Here is a 16,258-nt window from a genome sequence, read left to right as displayed (position 1 = left end):
CGCCGCTGGCAGACTGACCACATGCCGAATAGGACCGAACACACCCTGATCGACCGGTGGCTCGCGACCTGGGCACACGCCCGGAGCATCGAGGTCCTGGAGCTCGACGGCTGGCCAGTGGTCCAGGTCGGATCCCGCACCCGCGAGACCGAGCTGGTGTGCGTCGACCCTGGGGTGGACACATTCGCCGCACTCCTGCGACACATCGACGGTGACCCGCGCGCGATGCTCACGGTCATCGCCAAAGACGTCCGTGCCTACCGCTCGCTCAACCTGCCGCCGGGCGTACGCGTGGACCGCGACGACGAGATGCTGATGTCTGCGACGTTCCGCGACGATTCCATCCCCCCGCTCGCGGCAGGACTCACCTTCGGCTGGGATGTCGACGAGCACCTCACGACGTACTCAGTGGAGTCCGGTGACCGCCTGGCCGCGGAGGGTTCTGTGGCAGTGCTCGACGACTGGGCCACCTTCGACAACGTCGAGACGACCCCAGACTTCCAGCGCCAGGGCCTGGGCCGGCATGTCATGGCGGCCCTGACCACGCAGGCCATGGGTCGTGGGGCCACCAGCGGCGTGCTCGCTGCTTCGGCCGACGGTCGAGGCCTCTACGAGTCGCTCGGCTGGGAGCCGGCGCTGGAGATGCTGTCCCTCATGGGCACGTGACTCACTCCTCCGCGCTTCGGCGGCACACCTCGTCCCATGGCGTCGGCTCGATGCCGAAGTGTGCACGAGCAGCGCTGTCGTCCAGCACGTACGGCGCGGTCCACTGATAGGACAGCTCCCGCAGCTCGCGGACGAGCGGCACGAACCGTGACGTCACGGCGAAGATCGGGGCCGGGATCGCGGAGACTCCGACCGCCGGCCTGCCGACGCTGGCCAGGACCTCGGTGATCGCCTGCTCCTGCGTACGCGGAGGGTTGCTCGGCACATGCCAGACCCGGCCGTGCGCGGAGTCGTCCCCGGCCGCTGCGATCAGCAGGCGCGCGGTGTCGAGCACATCGGTGTAGGTGTGCGGTTGATCCTTGCGTCCCACGACCCAGGCTCGCTTGCCCTTCAGCGCGCCGGGCATCTGGCGAGTGACGTGTCCGTTGGCGCCGACTCCCCTGCCCATGTAGTCCGACCCACGCACCTCGACCGTCCGGATCCGGCCGGCGTCGTGAAGCGCCTTCGCGTCGGCCCACATCCCACCGCGCAGCACACCCTTGCGGTCCGTCGCGGCATCTGGCAACCCCTCGTGCATCGGGCCCTCGACGGGTCCGTATGGGTAGAGGTTGCCCGTGATCGCGTAGACAGCGCCCGAATGCTCCGCGGCCGTGACGAAGGCTGCGGCAAGCGGCGGCCAGAAGGTCGCCCACGTCGTGTAGTCGGCCGGGTTGGCACAGTTGTAGAGGACCGAGGCCCCCTCTGCGGCGGCGCTCAGGGCGTCCGCGTCCGAGGCATCGAGGCGAAGATGCGTCACGCCCTCGATGCCGGTCTCCGTGCCGGACCTGGTGGCGACGACGACCTCGGAGCCGCGCGCAGCGAGCAGCTCGGCGACGTGACGGCCGACCGGTCCGGCTCCGACGACGAGATGACGATCAGTCATGTTGAATGCCTTTCGCGTGGTGGAGAGCACCGCTCTCGGTTTGAGCATGGCAGCCTCGAGCGCGCTTGGCAAGAGCACTGCTCTCATTTGTTGCAACTGCTCTCGTTGTAGGTCAGAGTGGCTCCATGACGACCGCCCGGAGCACCACACGAACCGCCCGCGAGAGGGCCCGCGACGAGATCACCGCGGAGATCCTCTCGGCGGCCCGAGCCCGTCTGCGCGAAGCCGGCCCGGGCGAGCTCTCATTGCGCGCAGTGGCCCGCGATGTCGGCATGGTGTCATCCGCGGTCTACCGCTACTTTCCAAGCCGCGACGAGCTCCTGACCGCGTTGCTCATTGCGGCCTACGACGAGCTGGGAGCCGCCGTGGAAGCAGCCGACGAAGGGGTCCCTGACCGCGCGGACTTCATCGGCCGTTGGACCGCGACCTGTCGCGCGACCCGCGACTGGGCCGTGTCGCACCCGCACGACTACGCGCTGCTCTATGGCTCTCCCGTGCCCGGATATGCCGCGCCCCGGGACACCGTCGGACCGGCGACCCGTGTCATCGTCCGCCTCGTGGAGATCATCGTCGGGGCGTACGAGGCCGGATCTGCCGGCGCGGTCGCCACCCCGCCCTCGAGGAGCGCTGCCCCCGACCAGATGGTGGCCGACGCCATCGCCTTCGTACGGGAGCGAGGTGTCGTCAGCGAGCAGAGCGTCCCCGAGATCGTCATGCGTACCTTGATGGCCTGGTCGACCCTCTTCGGGACTGTGTCGTTCGAGCTGTTCGGCCACCTCAAGGGCTCGGTCAGCGACTTCGAGACGTACTTCGACCAGGTCGCCCTGCGACTGGCCGGCGACCTCGGCCTCGCCTGACCACCGGAGTGCGTGAGCAATCCCTCACGGTCGAGATGCCCTCGGATCGACTTCCACACGCGAGAATGTGGGGAACTCGTCCCCAGCCGTGCCGAAGGAAGTCAATGCCCCGGATCACCCGTCGTACGTTTGTCGCCGCCCCCGCCCACCACGTGTGGCCCCTGGCCGGCGACTTCGCCGAATGGCACCCCAAGCTCCGCATCTATGCCGACGGCCCCGTGGCGTCGCCCGAGCTCGTCGTGACCGTCGTGGAACGCGACGACCACGTCATGACGCTGTCCTACACCATGCCGGACCCGCCCTTCCCGATCGCGAACCACCGCGCCACGATCCTCGTCGAGGACGCCGGGCACTCGTGCTCCTACGTCACGTGGCACGCCGACTTCACCGCCGAGCCCGAGCTCCTGCAACAGCTCGAGGACTCGATCGGCGATGACGTGTTCTCCGCCGCTCTGGACAAGCTCGCCACCACGGCGCAGGATGCCTACGGCCAGACGCAGGTCCAGATCCAGCCTGCTGGCTGATCCACCGCTGGCACCTGGACCTCAGCTACACCTAGCTCCGCCACTCGCGGAAACCGATCACGATGAGGCGCATCTGGCGGCGCGCGCCTTCCTTGATCTGCTCCTCGAGATCAGGACGCCCGTCCGGCATCTCCACGACCTCCTCAGCGTTGGAGACCATGTTGCGGACGAACAGCCGCGACACCATCTGCACATCTTCGGATGACCAGTTCTCGATGTTTGGCAGCCGTCCGAGGACGACGGCGAGCTCGCCGACGAACAGGTCCAGCTCGTGCCGGATCGCCGTGCGCACGACATCGGGGCCGCCCAGGCGTTCGCGGGAGACGAACCCGAACTGCGCCTTGCTCTGCTTGACGGTCTCGACCAGCACATTGGCCGTCGCGTCGATCATGTTGTCGTAGACCTGCGGGTCGCGCTGTGCGTCGCGGATCATCCGACGGAGCGTCGAGAACGACTGCTCCACCAGGACAAGACCCAGCTTGTCCATCGACTCGAAATGGCGGTAGAAGGCGGTCGGGACGATTCCGGCAGTGCGTGAGACCTGCCGGAGGCTGACCTGCGCGAACCCCTGTTTCTGGCTGAGCTCAAGCGCCGCGGCGAGAATGATCTGCCGGGTGCGCTCCTTCTGCTCCTGGCGCGAGGCGGACTGCGCAGGCTCGGACATCTTCACAGCCTATCCACCCGCCTTTCGGTGTACACGTGTAACCATCGTGGTCGAGGTCACTGCCTCCGCCTGTTGCGGGGCAGCCGCACGTGATGCACAATTTAAGTGTACGCATGTTCACTCGTTTGGAGGAGGTTCGGCATGGGCATCATCCGCAAGGCGCTCGCGTCTCGTCCGGTCGCCTCACTGACCTCCCCGCACACGATCGACCACTACCTCGACCAGATCGACCCCATGCTGGCCGCCGAGAATGTCCGCGCCCGCGTCGTCAAGGTGGTGCAGGAGACCGGCGATGCCAGCACCGTCGTCCTGCGCCCCAACGGCACCTGGAAGGGCTTCACGCCCGGCCAGCACGTGCAGTTTGGTGTCGAGGTCAACGGCAAGCGTCGCGTCCGGGTGTTCTCCGTCTCGAGCTCGCGCGCTGCCAAGGACGGCACGTTCAGCGTCTCGGTCAAGGCCCACCCCGACGGCTATGTCTCACAGTTCCTGCACCGCGAGCTCCAGCCGAGGACGATCGTCCACCTGTCGCAGGCCGAGGGCGAGTTCGTCCTGCCGCGTGAGGTCCCCGACAACCTCCTGCTGATCAGCGGCGGATCCGGGATCACTCCGGTCATGTCGATGGTCCGCACCCTGCGCGACTCCGGGCACCGCGGCAAGGTCACCTTTCTGCACTACGCCCGCTCGGTCGGCGATGAGATGTTCAGCGCCGACCTCGACGAGCTCGCCGCGTCCTTGCCGCAGCTCACCGTCACTCGCATCTACACCCGCCAGCCCGGACCCGGTGACCTCCAGGGCCGGTTCTCCATCGATCACCTCAAGCACCTCGGCTTGGACCCGGCCGACACACTCACCTACGTCTGCGGACCGGCCGGGCTGATCGCCTCGGTTCGTGACACCTACGACGAGCTCGGCGCGAGCGACCAGCTCCGCATGGAGTACTTCAAGGTCCCGTCGGTCGATCTCGACGCCGCCGATGCCACCGGCACCCTGTCGTTCGACGACGCCAGGATCGACACCGACAACAGCGGGGCCACGGTGCTCGAGCAGGCCGAGGCCGCAGGACTCAAGCCCGACTTCGGTTGTCGGATGGGCGTCTGCAACACCTGCGCCATCAAGAAGAACAGCGGCGCCGTCCGCCACGTCGTGACCGGCGAGATCACCGCCAACACCGACGAGACCATCAAGATCTGCGTCAGCGTCCCGGTCGGCGACGTCAGCATCGCACTCTAAGCATCCTGCACTTCAAGCAGAGGGAGACACACATCATGGCCAGAAAGACCAAGAACGCCCCGATCAAGCCTCGCAGCGCCAGCCAGCACAACGCCGCGCCGCTGACGCTGATCAACAAGGACTCCACCAAACCCGCAACGATCGGGTTGGAATACATGACATACGAGCAGCTGGACGAGTTCGGCCGTGAGCTCGATGTCGTGCGCCAGCGTGTCCTGGACGACCTGGGCCAGAAGGACGCTGACTACATCCGTCGCGTCATCAAGGTGCAGAAGGCCAGTGAGGTCCTGGGCCGCGTCGGCATCTTCATGCCGTTCTACTGGCCCGCGTTCGTGCTCGGCATCGCCTTCCTCGGCCTGGCCAAGATCCTCGACAACATGGAGATCGGCCACAACGTCATGCACGGGCAGTACGACTGGATGAACGACCCGATGGTCGACGGCAAGCGCTACGAGTGGGACAACGTCGCGCCGGCACAGGACTGGAAGCACGGGCACAACTACATCCACCACACCTACACCAACATCCACGGCATGGACCGCGACATCGGTTACAACCTGCTGCGCATCGACGGCGACCAGCCCTGGTATGCCACCCACCGCTTCAACCTGCCACTCGCGTTCGTCCTGATGATGGTCTTCGAGTGGGGCGTGATGTATCACGGGGTCGAGCTCGATCAGTACCTCCAGGGCAAGATCACCAAGGCCGACTTCCAGGCCCGCAAGAAGCGCGCCATGAAGAAGATCCGCAAGCAGGTCTTCAAGGACTACATCGCGTGGCCCGTGCTCGGACTCGCTCTCGTGCCGTTCGTCGGCTGGTGGGCACCTCTGGCGATCCTCGGCGCCAACGTCGCGGCCAACATCATCCGCAACATCTGGACGTTCTGCATCATCTTCTGCGGCCACTTCCCAGCGGAGGTCCAGACCTTCGCCGAGGAGGACGCCCAGAACGAGTCGCGTGGCCAGTGGTATCTCCGCCAGCTGCTCGGTTCGGCGAACATCTCGGGCAGCAAGCCGTTCCACGTGCTGACCGGCAACCTGAGCTACCAGATCGAGCACCACCTGTTCCCTGACATCCCGGCTCGCCGCTACCCCGAGGTCGCGGTCGACGTGCACCGTCTCGTCGAGCAATACGGCCTGCAGTACAACACCGGTCGACTGTCCAAGCAGATGCTCAGCGTGGCCCGTCAGCTCGGCAAGTACGGCGCCAAGCCTTCCGATCCCTACAAGATCGGCAACAGCCCGGAGTCCAAGGCCCTGCGTCGCGCCAAGCGCGAAGAGGCGGCGCGTCGCGCCGAAGAAGCGCGTGCGCCACAATTGACGTCCTAGGCGACTGCGACCGAGAGGGACACCGATGGCACTGAGCCGACGCGAGATCACCAAGGATGTCCTTCAGCAGTCAGCCGAGGCGGCGATCGCCAGCGCGGGCCACGTCGTGGCGATCCTGTTCGAGTCGGCACGCAAGATCACGACCGAGGTCGGGGCCTTCGGCACCGAGATCTTCGAGATCACCGAGGCCAGCAGACGCGCTGATGAGGACGCTGAGGACACCAATCCCGCGGCCGAATAGCAACGAATTAGAGACATGAGCGAGCGCCAGCGAGTGAACCATCCAGCAGGGTTCATGCCGCTGCCTTTGCGTTGTGGGTTTGTAGCGAAGGTTGCGGCATGAGCACTGGTGATCAAAAGAGGCGTGTCGCGGTCATCGGGTCAGGTGTCTCGGGGCTCACAGCCGCATACGTCCTCCGCAAGGACTGGGACGTCACGGTCTTCGAGGCCGATGACCGGATCGGTGGCCACGCCCACACGCACACCGTGGAGGACCGTGACACGACGCATCGCGTCGACAGCGGATTCATCGTCCACAACGACCGCACCTATCCTCTGTTGCGTCGCCTGTTCAATGAGCTCGACGTCGAGGTCTTCCCGACCGAGATGAGCATGAGCATCCACTGCGACGGATGCGGCCTGGAGTATGCCGGCGGCCGGGGCGGTCAGGGCGTCTTCGCGCAGCGTCGCCGGGTGGCCGATCCCCGCTATCTCCTGATGCTTCTCGGCGTCAAGAAGTTCGGCAGGCTCGCACATGCCCTGCTGGACTCTGCCCCGGACGAGCCCGGAGCCGAGCCCCTCACCTACGGCGACTTCCTACGAATCCACGGATTCTCGGACTACTTCATCTCCCACTACGCGATCCCCGTGGTGTCGTGCGTCTGGTCGTCCGGCCACGAGGAGGCGCTGGCCTATCCGGCGCGCTACCTCTTCGAGTTCCTCAACCACCACGGCTTCCTGTCGATCAAGGGGTCTCCGCAGTGGTTCACCGTCGCCGGCGGATCAGGCACCTACATCGACAAAGTCACGGCGGCGGTCGGTGACGTACGCGCGTCCAGCCCGATCAGGACGATCACCCGCAAGCCCGACGGGGTCGAGCTGATCGACGCGGCGGGCGAGCTGCACCGCGCCGACGCCGTCGTCATCGCGACGCACGCAGATGATGCGCTGACTCTGCTGAGTGATCCCAGCGACGACGAGCGCCGGGTCCTCGGTGCGTTCACCTACTCGCACAACGAGACACTGCTCCACCGCGACCCGTCCCAGCTCCCGAAGGCTCCGGCCGCGCAGTCGGCGTGGAACTATCGGATGGACGACTGCGCCCAACGCAGCGACCGGACGGCGGTGACCTACTGGATGAACAAGCTCCAGGGCATCCAGAGCACTGAGCCCTTCCTCGTGACGCTCAATGCGAGCGATCGGATCGATCCGGCCAAGGTCGTCGCCCGCATGGACTACACCCACCCGATCTACACCCCTGCATCGGTCGCGGCGCAGGGCGAGCTGAAGGGCCTGTTCACCGCGCAGACGGTGTTCGCCGGGGCCTATCACGGCTGGGGATTCCACGAGGATGGCTGCCGCTCCGGCGTCGACGCGGCAGCGGCTCTCGGCTCGCCATGGTGACCGCGCCGCAGGCGAGGCCGAGACTCACCGAGGTGCCCGCCCTCCCGGCCCTCGTCGAGGGCACGGTCGGGCACACCCGCCGCACCCCCCTGCGCCACCGGTTCACCAATCGCGTCTACCAGTGGCTCGTCGACGTCGACGACCTGCCCCGGATGCCACGGGCTCTGCGTCCGTTCTCGACCTTCAGCGCCGCCGACCACATCGGCGATCCGCATGACACGATCCACGCCAACATCGAGCGCTTCTGCAAGGCGCAGGGCGTCGACATCAGCGGTCATCGCGTGCTGATGCTCGCCAATGCCAGGATCCTGGGTCACACCTTCGACCCGCTCAGCGTGTTCTGGGCGATCGCGCCCGACGAGTCGCTGACCTGCATCGTCGCCGAGGTGCACAACACATACGGGGAGCGGCACGCCTATCTTCTGCAGACCGACGAGCAGGGTCGAAGCGAGGTCGACAAGGCGTTCTACGTGTCGCCGTTCTTCACCGTCGATGGCACCTACGACCTGCAGTTCACCCTGACGCCCGAGAAGGTGTCGTCGACGATCATCTTGCGCCAGGGCGGCGAGGCGGTGTTCAGCGCGACGTTCCGGGGTACTCCACGGGCAGCTACAGCCGGTCGGCTCGCAAAACTTCTCGTCAAGATGCCACTCATGACCCATCGCACGAGCCTTCTGATCCGAATACAAGGTGTATGGCTCTGGATTCGTAGGTTGCCAGTCGTCCAGCGACCGGCACATGTTCGTCAGGAAGGCACCCAATGACGCAGATCGCCACCGCACGCTGGCCCGGCATCGCGCACGCCCCCCGCACCCCCTTGAAGGCGCATGCCGCCAAGGCGATCCTCAAGCCGACCGTCAACCGAGTGCCCGTGCGCCTGACGTTCGCAGACGGCAACACGTGGGGCGCCGGTTCGCCGGACTCTCCCGAGATGCGGATCGTGCGACCCCGGGCGTTCTTCGCCCGGCTCGGCTCCGAGACCAAGATCGGCTTCGGCGAGGCATACATGGCCGGCGACTGGACCGCGGGTGAGGGCACCGACCTTGCCGAGCTGCTGACTCCGTTCGCCGAGCGCATGGCGACGATCGTCCCGGTGCCGCTGCAGAAGTTCCGCGTCTTCGTCGACAAGAAGCTGCCGCACCACCAGCGCAACTCGGTCAACGGGTCGCGCAAGAACATCGAGGCACACTACGACCTGTCCAACGACCTGTTCGCCGAGTTCCTCGACCCGACGATGAGCTATTCGGCCGCGTCGTTCGAAGGCCCGGAGCAGGAGCTCGAAGCCGCACAGCTGCGCAAGATCGACGCGATCCTCGACGATGCCCGGGTCACCGCGGGCACGCGGGTTCTCGAGATCGGCAGCGGCTGGGGCGCGCTGGCGATCCGTGCGGCCCAGCGTGGAGCGAAAGTCACCACCATCACGATCTCGACCGAGCAGGCCGCGCTCGCCGAGCAACGCTTTGCCGAGGCTGGCGTCGACGTCGACCTCCAGCTCGTCGACTACCGCGAGGTCACCGGCCAGTACGACGCCATCGTCAGCATCGAGATGATCGAGGCCGTCGGCGAGGAGTACTGGGGGACCTACTTCTCGACGATCGACAAGCTGCTCGCCCCCGGGGGCCGGGTCGCGATCCAGGCCATCACGATGGGGCACCACCGCTATCTCGCGACCCGTAACTCCTACGGCTGGATCCAGAAGTACATCTTCCCGGGCGGCCTCATCCCGTCCCTCGACGCGATCGACCAGACTCTCGACGAGCACACCTCACTGACGGTGACGAACCGCCGTTCACTGGGTCAGGACTACGCCCGGACGCTGCGCCATTGGCGCGATGCCTTCAACGCCAACTGGGCCGCGATCAACGACCAGGGCTTTGACGAGACGTTCCGACGCATGTGGGAGTTCTACCTCGCCTACTGCGAGGCAGGGTTCGTCACCGGTTATCTCGACGTCTTCCAGATCACGATGTCGCGACCGGCGGAGGGCTGACTCATGGCCAGCATCTCTCGGCTCCCCATGCCTCTGCAGGAGGTCTACGAGTGGCAGTACGACGCCGCGTGCCAGGGCGTCGACCCCGAGACCTTCTTCTCACCTGACGCCGAGCGGGGACCCCGCCGTCGCGCCCGCGAGGCCGCCGCCAAGGCCCTGTGCGCGGTGTGCCCAGTCCTCCAGCAATGCCTCGACCATGCTCTCGCCGTGCGTGAACCCTACGGCGTGTGGGGCGGGCTCAACATCAACGAGCGCGAGATCGTGCTGCACCACGACAAGTCGGCCTGAGCCGGCTCGCCACAGACCCAGCGAACAACTCACTCGTAGAAGATCCGCTCCACGACCTTGCGGGCCTGCCGGGTCGTGCGCAGATATTCATCGACCATGCGCTCGCTCTGATCCATGCCATAGCCCAGCAGATGGGCGACCCCGGCGCGCTCGCCCGCCTGCTCGACCATCGACTCAGCCGGTTTGCCGCGCATCAGGACGACCGCGTTGCGGATCCGGCTGACCAGGCGCCAGGCCGACTCGAGCGCCTGCGCGTCGTCGTGGCTGAGGAGCTCGGCCTTGGCGGCGGCGTGCAGGGCGTCGAGGGTCCGGGTCGTACGCATCTCGGGCACAGCGTGCGCGTGCTGCATCTGGAGCAGCTGCACGGTCCACTCGACGTCGGCGAGACCTCCGCGACCGAGCTTGAGGTGCGTGTTGGGGTTGGCGCCACGCGGCAGGCGCTCGGAGTCGACCCGAGCCTTGATGCGCCGGATCTCGCGGACCTCGGCGGGAGTCGCCCCGCCCTCGGGCCACCGCAACGGATCGATCAGTGCGGTGAACCGCTCGTTGAGACCCGGATCGCCCACCGTCGCGCTCGCGCGCAGCAGTGCCTGGGCCTCCCACACCGCGGACCACTTCTCGTAGTACGCCTGATAGGCCGCGAACGTACGCACGAGGGGTCCGTTGCGGCCCTCGGGACGCAGCTCGGCGTCGACCTCGAGCGCCGGATCGTCGCCGGGTGCCGACAGCATCTTGCGCAGGCCCTGCGCCACGGCCATCGCCGCTCCGGCGGCCTCGGTCTCGTCCGCGCCCGCGATCGGTTCGTGCACGAACATCACGTCAGCGTCCGAGCCGTAGCCGGCCTCTCCCCCACCGAGCCGGCCCATCAGCACGATCGACATACGGGTCGGCATCGCACCGCGATCCGCCTCGACCGCCGCGGTCGCCGCCTTGAGCGCTCCGGCGAGCGTGGCCGTCGAGACGTCGGTCAGCGCCTCGCCCACCTCGAGGATGTCGAGCCGGCCGAGCACGTCCGCTATGCCGATGCGGGAGAGCTCCCGGCGCCGCACCCGGCGTACGGCACGGATCGCGTCCTGCGGGTCGCGGTGGCGGTTGGCGGCCAGGTCGACCTCGGTGCGGAGGCGCTCACGCTCGAGTGGCTGCAGCTCAGCGTCGTCGCCGAGCAGGGCGACCGAGTCAGGCGCGCGCAAGATGAGGTCGGTGACATAGCGGCTGGACGACAGCACGTGCGCGAGTTGCTCGGCGCCGGCACCCTCGTCGCGGAGCTTGCGCAGATACCAGTGCGTCTCGCCGAGACCCTCTGAGATCTTGCGAAACGCGAGCAGCCCCGCGTCGGGGTCGGGCGACTCGGCAAACCAGGCGAGCATCGCGGGCAGCAACGATTTCTGGATCGACGCACGTCGCGACAGCCCCGCGGTCAGAGCCTGGATGTGGGCCAGCGCGCCCCGGGGGTCCGCGAAGCCGAGCGCCGTGAGCCGCTGCTCGGCGGCGAGCGGCGTGAGGCGCAATCCATCGCTCGGCAACGAGGCGACGGCCTCGAGCAGGGGTTGGTAGAAGAGCTTCTCGTGCAGGCGCCGCACGATCCGCCGATGTGCCTGCCACTCCTTGGTGAGGTTCTCGGCCGGGCTGTGCCGAAATCCCATGCTCCGGCCGATCCGGCGCAGGTCCTCCGCGTCCTCGGGCACGATGTGGCTGCGCCGCAGCTTGTAGAGCTGGATGCGGTGCTCGAGGGTCCGCAGGAACTCGTATGCCTCTTCCATCGCGGCGCCATCGCGGCGACCGACATAGCCACCCTCGATCAGGGCCTTCAGCGCCTCGATCGTCGTCGGGCTGCGCAACGACACGTCGGCACGGCCGTGCACGAGCTGCAGCAGCTGCACTGCGAATTCGACATCGCGCAGGCCGCCAGCGCCGAGCTTGAGCTGGCGGTCCCGGTGGTTCGCAGGGATGTGCTCGATGACGCGGCGACGCATCGCGCGTACGTCCGTGACGAAGTTGTCCCGCGTGCTCGCGACCCAGATCATCGGGGAGAGCGCATCGAGATAGCCCTGCGCCAGCTCCTCGTCGCCAGCAGCAAAGCGCGCCTTGAGCAACGCCTGGAACTCCCACGTCGTGGCCCACCGCTCGTAGTAGGCGACGTGGCTCGAGAGCGACCGCACGAGCGGTCCGGCACGACCCTCGGGGCGCAGGTTGGCGTCGACCTCCCAGATCGTGCCCTCACCGGTGTGCTCACCGCAGATCTTCATGACCGCTGCGGCAAGCCGGGTCGCGGCCGCGATGGCGGTGGTCTCATCCGAGCCCTCGCACGGCTCCTGGACGAAGATGACGTCGACGTCGCTGAGATAGTTGAGCTCGCGTCCGCCGGTCTTGCCCATCGCCATGATCGTGAATCGGCACGTGGCGGCGTCATCCTCGGCTGCCTGCGCAATCTCAAGCGCCGCACCGAGGGTTGCGACGGCCAGGTCCGACAGCTCGGCGGACGACTCCTCGAATGACGTCAGTGCCGTCAGGTCTCGGGCCGCGATGTGCAGGAGCTTGCCGTAGTAGGCGACCCGCAGCTCGTCGGGCGTCGTCGCCTCCTCCATCTGTCGCCGGCGCGCGTCGAGTGGGATCGGGGTGGGCGACAGCTCGGCCGAGCTCAGGTCCACCAGGTGCTCGGGATGGCGTACGAGGAAGTCGCCGAGAGCCTCGCTGGTGCCGAGGACCACGAGCAGCCGTTGACGGAGCTCGGCGTCGTCGCGCAGCAGGTCGAGCAGCTTGCGCGCACCGAAGCGATCGGCGATCGCCGTGAGTGACGCCAGGGCGGTGTCCGGGCTGGCGACAGAAGCGATCTGGTCGACCAGTGCGTCCGAAACGTCGCCCAGCCTCGCCAGATCGGCCACAGCGCCCTCGCCGTTGCGGAACCCCTTGCGTACGAGTGCTCGGGCCAGCTCGCGCGCGTCAGTTGCCACCCGTGCAGGCTACTCGACAACAAACTCGAAGAAAGTTTGCAACATGTGTCGATCCTGTCGTCGCCCGTTCGAAGCGTAGATGAGAGGGTCGATCATCGGCCCCGGACAAGGAGTCACCACCATGAAGTACATGTTCATCATGCGCACGCCCGTCGAGCTCGAGATCCCCGAGGGCTTCGACTTCACCGAGATCATCAACGCCATGGGCGCCTACAACGAGTCGCTCATCAAGGCCGGTGTCCTGCTCGCCGGTGAGGGCCTCGCTCCGGCGGAGGAGGGCTTCGTCGTCGACTTCGACTCGACGCCCCCGGTCGTCACCGACGGCCCGTACGCCGAGGCCAAAGAGCTCTTCAACGGGTTCTGGATGATCCAGACGTCAACCAAGGAAGAAGCCGCCGAGTGGGCCAAGCGCTGCCCCCTCGGCCCCGGGACACGCCTCGAGGTGCGTCGGGTCACCGAGACCGAGGAGTTCGACCAGTCCAACGAGTACGTCCAGAAGGAATACGAGTGGCGCGAGCAGCTTGGCTCGGACAAGCCCGTCGCCGGCTGACCTTCGCAACGACGACATGGCGACCCCAGACGGCGCGGATGTGACAGCGCAAGACGCTGTGGCATCCGCCCGTCGGCGCGTGGAGGCGGTGTGGCGCATCGAGTCGGCCCGCATCGTCGCCACCTTGACCCGGGTGGTCGGCGACTTCGGCCTTGCCGAGGACCTCGCCCAGGAGGCGTTGCTCCTCGCGCTGGCGCAGTGGCCACGCGACGGAGTGCCGCCCAACCCCGGTGCATGGTTGACGACAGTCGCCAAGCGCAAGGCCATCGACATGCACCGTCGCAACAATCGCCTCGACGACCGCCACGCCGACATGGCCCACCACCTCGCCGAGCAGCAGCGCCTCGACACGGGGTCCGACGAGCTGCCGTGGGACCCCGAGACGATCGACGACGATGTCCTGCGCCTGGTCTTCACGGCGTGCCACCCGATCCTCCCCCGCGAGTCGCAGATCGCGCTGACTCTGCGCGTGGTGGGTGGTCTGACGAGTGAGGAGATCGCTCGGGCGTTCATGATCCCGGTCGCCACCGTGCAGCAACGGGTCGTCCGTGCCAAGAAGACCATCGCCGCCGCCGAGATCCCGTTCGAGGTACCGCCCCGCAAGGAGTTCGATTCGCGGCTCGGCTCGGTGCTCAGCGTCGCCTACCTGATCTTCAACGAGGGCTACGCCGCCACGTCCGGCACCGCCTGGACGCGCCCAGACCTCGCAAACGAGGCGATCCGGCTGACGCGCATCCTGAGCGCCCTCGTCCCGGAGGAACCGGAGGTGCTCGCCCTGCTGGCCCTGCTGGAGCTGCAGGCCTCGCGCTTCGCCGCCCGCGTCGATGCGAACGGCGAGCCCATTCTGCTCGCCGACCAGGATCGCAGCCGATGGGACCACCACCAGATCCGACGTGGCTGCGAAGCACTGGCCCGCGCCGACGCTGCGGGACGCGGCCGAGGGGCATACGCGCTGCAGGCCGGCATCGCTGAATGCCATGCCGTCGCCGCCTCGACCGCCGAGACCGACTGGGCCCAGATCGTCGCGCTGTACGACGCCCTGGGATCGCTCGCACCATCGCCGGTCGTCGATCTCAACCGGGCGGTCGCAGTGGCGATGGCCGATGGCCCCGCGGCCGGGCTGCAGCTCGTCGACGAGCTGATCGCCAAACGCGCACTCGACGGTTACTCGCTGCTGCCCAGCGTCCGCGGTGAGCTCCTGTCGAGGCTCGAACGGCACGACGAGGCGCGCATCGAGTTTCTCGCCGCCGCCGAGCTGACACACAACGAGCGCGAAAGGGCCGTACTGGTCGAGAAGGCTGGCGTCAGACCATCGGCATGAGGCGGTCGAGCTCGAACTGGGTGACCTGGGACCGGTAGGCCTGCCACTCGGCCCTCTTGTTGCGCAGGAAGAAGTCGAAGACGTGCTCGCCGAGCGTCTCGGCGACGAGCTCGCTGCTCTCCATCGTGCGGATCGCCTCGTCGAGGTTGCGCGGCAACGGCGCGATACCCATCGCCTTGCGCTCGTTCTCGCTCAGGCCCCACACGTTGTCCTCGGCCTCGGCCGGCAAGTCGTACTTGCCCTCGATGCCCTTGAGGCCTGCGGCCAGGACCAACGCGAACACCAGGTAGGGGTTGCTTCCCGAATCGATGCCACGATGCTCGACGCGGGCCGAACCACCCTTGTGCGGCTTGTACATCGGCACCCTGATCAACGCCGAGCGGTTGTTGTGGCCCCAGCAGACATAGTTGGGCGCCTCTCCCCCGCCCGCGAGACGCTTGTAGGAGTTGACCCACTGGTTGGTGACCGCCGTGATCTCGGGAGTGTGCTCCAGCACGCCGGCGATGAACGCACGGCCGGTCTGCGAGAGCTGGTATTCGGCGCCGGCCTCGTAGAACGCGTTCTCATCACCCTCGAAGAGCGAGACATGCGTATGCATGCCGGAACCGGGGTGCTCCGTGAACGGCTTGGGCATGAACGAGGCCCACTTGTCCTGCCCGAGCGCGACCTCGCGGACCACGGTGCGGAACGTCATGATGTTGTCCGCCGTCGACAACGCATCGGCATAGCGGAGGTCGATCTCCTGCTGGCCGGGTCCGTTCTCGTGATGGCTGAACTCGACCGAGATGCCCATGTTCTCGAGCATCGTGATGACCTCGCGGCGGAAGTCCTGGCCGCCGCCCTGTGCGGTGTGGTCGAAATATCCGCTGTCATCGACCGGCACGGGCTGCTCGCCGAGGCCCGGCTTGCCCTTGAACAGGTAGAACTCGATCTCGGGGTGCGTGTAGAACGTGAAGCCCGCTTCTGCGGCCTTCTGCAGCGTGCGCTTGAGCACGTGCCGCGGATCGGCGTACGAGGGCGTGCCGTCCGGCATCAGGATGTCGCAGAACATCCGGGCCGTCGCCGGAGTCTCTCCGCGCCACGGAAGGATCTGGAATGTCGAGGGGTCGGGCATCGCGAGCATGTCGGACTCATGGACCCGGGCGAAGCCCTCGATTGCCGAGCCGTCGAAGCCGATGCCCTCGGCGAATGCGCCCTCGAGCTCGGCCGGGGCGATCGCGACGGACTTCAGGGAACCCAGCACATCGGTGAACCACAGACGTACGAACCGGACATCACGCTCCTCGAGAGCGCGCAGCACGAAATCTTCCTGTTTTCCCATGCCGCCAGTCTCCCATGCGGATT

At 67.0% G+C, this 16,258-nt stretch carries 16 protein-coding genes; 12 read left to right on the top strand and 4 right to left on the bottom strand.

Translation table 11 applies throughout. The features are described from left to right. Positions 1-21 precede the first annotated feature (21 nt). Complete coding sequence (locus WKF39_RS00820; protein WP_340384969.1) at positions 22-666, top strand: GNAT family N-acetyltransferase; 645 nt, start codon at positions 22-24, stop codon at positions 664-666. Position 667: 1 nt separating this feature from the next. On the opposite strand, the gene WKF39_RS00815 is transcribed toward WKF39_RS00820, so the two are convergent. Continuing rightward, positions 668-1,588, bottom strand: a complete 921-nt coding sequence (locus WKF39_RS00815) for an NAD-dependent epimerase/dehydratase family protein (protein ID WP_340384967.1) — start codon at positions 1,586-1,588, stop codon at positions 668-670. 125 nt (positions 1,589-1,713) lie between these two features. Between WKF39_RS00815 and WKF39_RS00810 the strand changes: the two genes are divergently transcribed. Together WKF39_RS00810 and WKF39_RS00805 are read left to right on the top strand one after the other, a co-directional pair. Further along, positions 1,714-2,445 (top strand): TetR/AcrR family transcriptional regulator, encoded by a 732-nt coding sequence (locus tag WKF39_RS00810; protein WP_340384965.1) that lies wholly within the window; start codon positions 1,714-1,716, stop codon positions 2,443-2,445. Positions 2,446-2,549: 104 nt separating this feature from the next. Beyond that, complete coding sequence (locus tag WKF39_RS00805; RefSeq protein WP_340384963.1) at positions 2,550-2,969, top strand: SRPBCC family protein; 420 nt, start codon at positions 2,550-2,552, stop codon at positions 2,967-2,969. Between the two features lie 31 nt (positions 2,970-3,000). Here the strand turns inward: WKF39_RS00805 and WKF39_RS00800 are convergent, their stop codons facing one another. Beyond that, complete coding sequence (locus WKF39_RS00800) at positions 3,001-3,633, bottom strand: TetR family transcriptional regulator (protein WP_340384961.1); 633 nt, start codon at positions 3,631-3,633, stop codon at positions 3,001-3,003. Positions 3,634-3,774: 141 nt separating this feature from the next. Here WKF39_RS00800 and WKF39_RS00795 point away from each other — a divergent pair, with 141 nt between their 5' ends. From WKF39_RS00795 to WKF39_RS00765, 7 genes are all read left to right on the top strand, one after another. Next, positions 3,775-4,863, top strand: a complete 1,089-nt coding sequence (locus WKF39_RS00795; protein WP_340384959.1) for a ferredoxin reductase — start codon at positions 3,775-3,777, stop codon at positions 4,861-4,863. Positions 4,864-4,898: 35 nt separating this feature from the next. Continuing rightward, positions 4,899-6,191: an acyl-CoA desaturase gene (locus WKF39_RS00790; protein ID WP_340384957.1), complete on the top strand. Its 1,293-nt coding sequence runs from the start codon at positions 4,899-4,901 to the stop codon at positions 6,189-6,191. Positions 6,192-6,216: 25 nt separating this feature from the next. Further along, the gene (locus WKF39_RS00785; protein WP_340384955.1) at positions 6,217-6,432 is read left to right on the top strand and encodes a hypothetical protein; all 216 of its coding nucleotides are present in this window, start codon (positions 6,217-6,219) and stop codon (positions 6,430-6,432) included. Positions 6,433-6,530: 98 nt separating this feature from the next. Continuing rightward, the gene (locus WKF39_RS00780) at positions 6,531-7,814 is read left to right on the top strand and encodes an FAD-dependent oxidoreductase (protein ID WP_340384953.1); all 1,284 of its coding nucleotides are present in this window, start codon (positions 6,531-6,533) and stop codon (positions 7,812-7,814) included. A 32-nt stretch (positions 7,815-7,846) separates the two neighbouring features. Further along, on the top strand, positions 7,847-8,578 hold the full coding sequence (locus tag WKF39_RS00775; protein WP_340384951.1) for a DUF1365 domain-containing protein: 732 nt from the start codon (positions 7,847-7,849) through the stop codon (positions 8,576-8,578). After that, positions 8,575-9,804, top strand: a complete 1,230-nt coding sequence (locus WKF39_RS00770) for a cyclopropane-fatty-acyl-phospholipid synthase family protein (protein ID WP_340384950.1) — start codon at positions 8,575-8,577, stop codon at positions 9,802-9,804. Before WKF39_RS00775 ends, WKF39_RS00770 begins: the two co-directional genes overlap by 4 nt. A 3-nt stretch (positions 9,805-9,807) precedes the next feature. Then, the gene (locus WKF39_RS00765; protein ID WP_340384949.1) at positions 9,808-10,092 is read left to right on the top strand and encodes a WhiB family transcriptional regulator; all 285 of its coding nucleotides are present in this window, start codon (positions 9,808-9,810) and stop codon (positions 10,090-10,092) included. Positions 10,093-10,121: 29 nt separating this feature from the next. Here the strand turns inward: WKF39_RS00765 and WKF39_RS00760 are convergent, their stop codons facing one another. Continuing rightward, positions 10,122-13,043 carry a bifunctional [glutamine synthetase] adenylyltransferase/[glutamine synthetase]-adenylyl-L-tyrosine phosphorylase gene (locus WKF39_RS00760; protein ID WP_340384947.1) on the bottom strand — a complete coding sequence of 974 codons (2,922 nt, stop codon included), beginning with the start codon at positions 13,041-13,043 and terminating at the stop codon, positions 10,122-10,124. A gap of 121 nt (positions 13,044-13,164) precedes the next feature. On the opposite strand from WKF39_RS00760, the gene WKF39_RS00755 reads away from it, so the two are divergent. Next, on the top strand, positions 13,165-13,593 hold the full coding sequence (locus tag WKF39_RS00755) for a YciI family protein (protein WP_340384945.1): 429 nt from the start codon (positions 13,165-13,167) through the stop codon (positions 13,591-13,593). A 16-nt stretch (positions 13,594-13,609) separates the two neighbouring features. Next, complete coding sequence (locus WKF39_RS00750) at positions 13,610-14,914, top strand: RNA polymerase sigma factor (RefSeq protein WP_340384943.1); 1,305 nt, start codon at positions 13,610-13,612, stop codon at positions 14,912-14,914. Here WKF39_RS00750 and WKF39_RS00745 read toward each other — a convergent pair. After that, the gene (locus WKF39_RS00745) at positions 14,898-16,235 is read right to left on the bottom strand and encodes a glutamine synthetase family protein (RefSeq protein WP_340384941.1); all 1,338 of its coding nucleotides are present in this window, start codon (positions 16,233-16,235) and stop codon (positions 14,898-14,900) included. The genes WKF39_RS00750 and WKF39_RS00745 overlap by 17 nt on opposite strands. Positions 16,236-16,258: the final 23 nt, after the last annotated feature.

Origin of the sequence: Aeromicrobium sp. (assembly GCF_037719875.1) — a bacterium.
GTDB lineage: Bacteria > Actinomycetota > Actinomycetes > Propionibacteriales > Nocardioidaceae > Aeromicrobium.
The sequence above is the reverse complement of the archived record's forward strand: the minus strand, read 5'-3'. Positions and strand labels throughout refer to the sequence as shown.

What these genes read in the sequence shown, in the direction of transcription:
- WKF39_RS00785 (WP_340384955.1), top strand. Translation starts at nt 6,217, where the DNA reads ATGGCACTGAGCCGACGCGAGATCACCAAGGATGTCCTTCAGCAGTCA.
- WKF39_RS00750 (WP_340384943.1), top strand. Translation starts at nt 13,610, where the DNA reads ATGGCGACCCCAGACGGCGCGGATGTGACAGCGCAAGACGCTGTGGCA.
- WKF39_RS00780 (WP_340384953.1), top strand. Translation starts at nt 6,531, where the DNA reads ATGAGCACTGGTGATCAAAAGAGGCGTGTCGCGGTCATCGGGTCAGGT.
- WKF39_RS00770 (WP_340384950.1), top strand. Translation starts at nt 8,575, where the DNA reads ATGACGCAGATCGCCACCGCACGCTGGCCCGGCATCGCGCACGCCCCC.
- WKF39_RS00800 (WP_340384961.1), bottom strand. Translation starts at nt 3,633, where the DNA reads ATGTCCGAGCCTGCGCAGTCCGCCTCGCGCCAGGAGCAGAAGGAGCGC.
- WKF39_RS00765 (WP_340384949.1), top strand. Translation starts at nt 9,808, where the DNA reads ATGGCCAGCATCTCTCGGCTCCCCATGCCTCTGCAGGAGGTCTACGAG.
- WKF39_RS00755 (WP_340384945.1), top strand. Translation starts at nt 13,165, where the DNA reads ATGAAGTACATGTTCATCATGCGCACGCCCGTCGAGCTCGAGATCCCC.
- WKF39_RS00815 (WP_340384967.1), bottom strand. Translation starts at nt 1,588, where the DNA reads ATGACTGATCGTCATCTCGTCGTCGGAGCCGGACCGGTCGGCCGTCAC.
- WKF39_RS00810 (WP_340384965.1), top strand. Translation starts at nt 1,714, where the DNA reads ATGACGACCGCCCGGAGCACCACACGAACCGCCCGCGAGAGGGCCCGC.
- WKF39_RS00790 (WP_340384957.1), top strand. Translation starts at nt 4,899, where the DNA reads ATGGCCAGAAAGACCAAGAACGCCCCGATCAAGCCTCGCAGCGCCAGC.
- WKF39_RS00805 (WP_340384963.1), top strand. Translation starts at nt 2,550, where the DNA reads ATGCCCCGGATCACCCGTCGTACGTTTGTCGCCGCCCCCGCCCACCAC.
- WKF39_RS00745 (WP_340384941.1), bottom strand. Translation starts at nt 16,235, where the DNA reads ATGGGAAAACAGGAAGATTTCGTGCTGCGCGCTCTCGAGGAGCGTGAT.
- WKF39_RS00820 (WP_340384969.1), top strand. Translation starts at nt 22, where the DNA reads ATGCCGAATAGGACCGAACACACCCTGATCGACCGGTGGCTCGCGACC.
- WKF39_RS00795 (WP_340384959.1), top strand. Translation starts at nt 3,775, where the DNA reads ATGGGCATCATCCGCAAGGCGCTCGCGTCTCGTCCGGTCGCCTCACTG.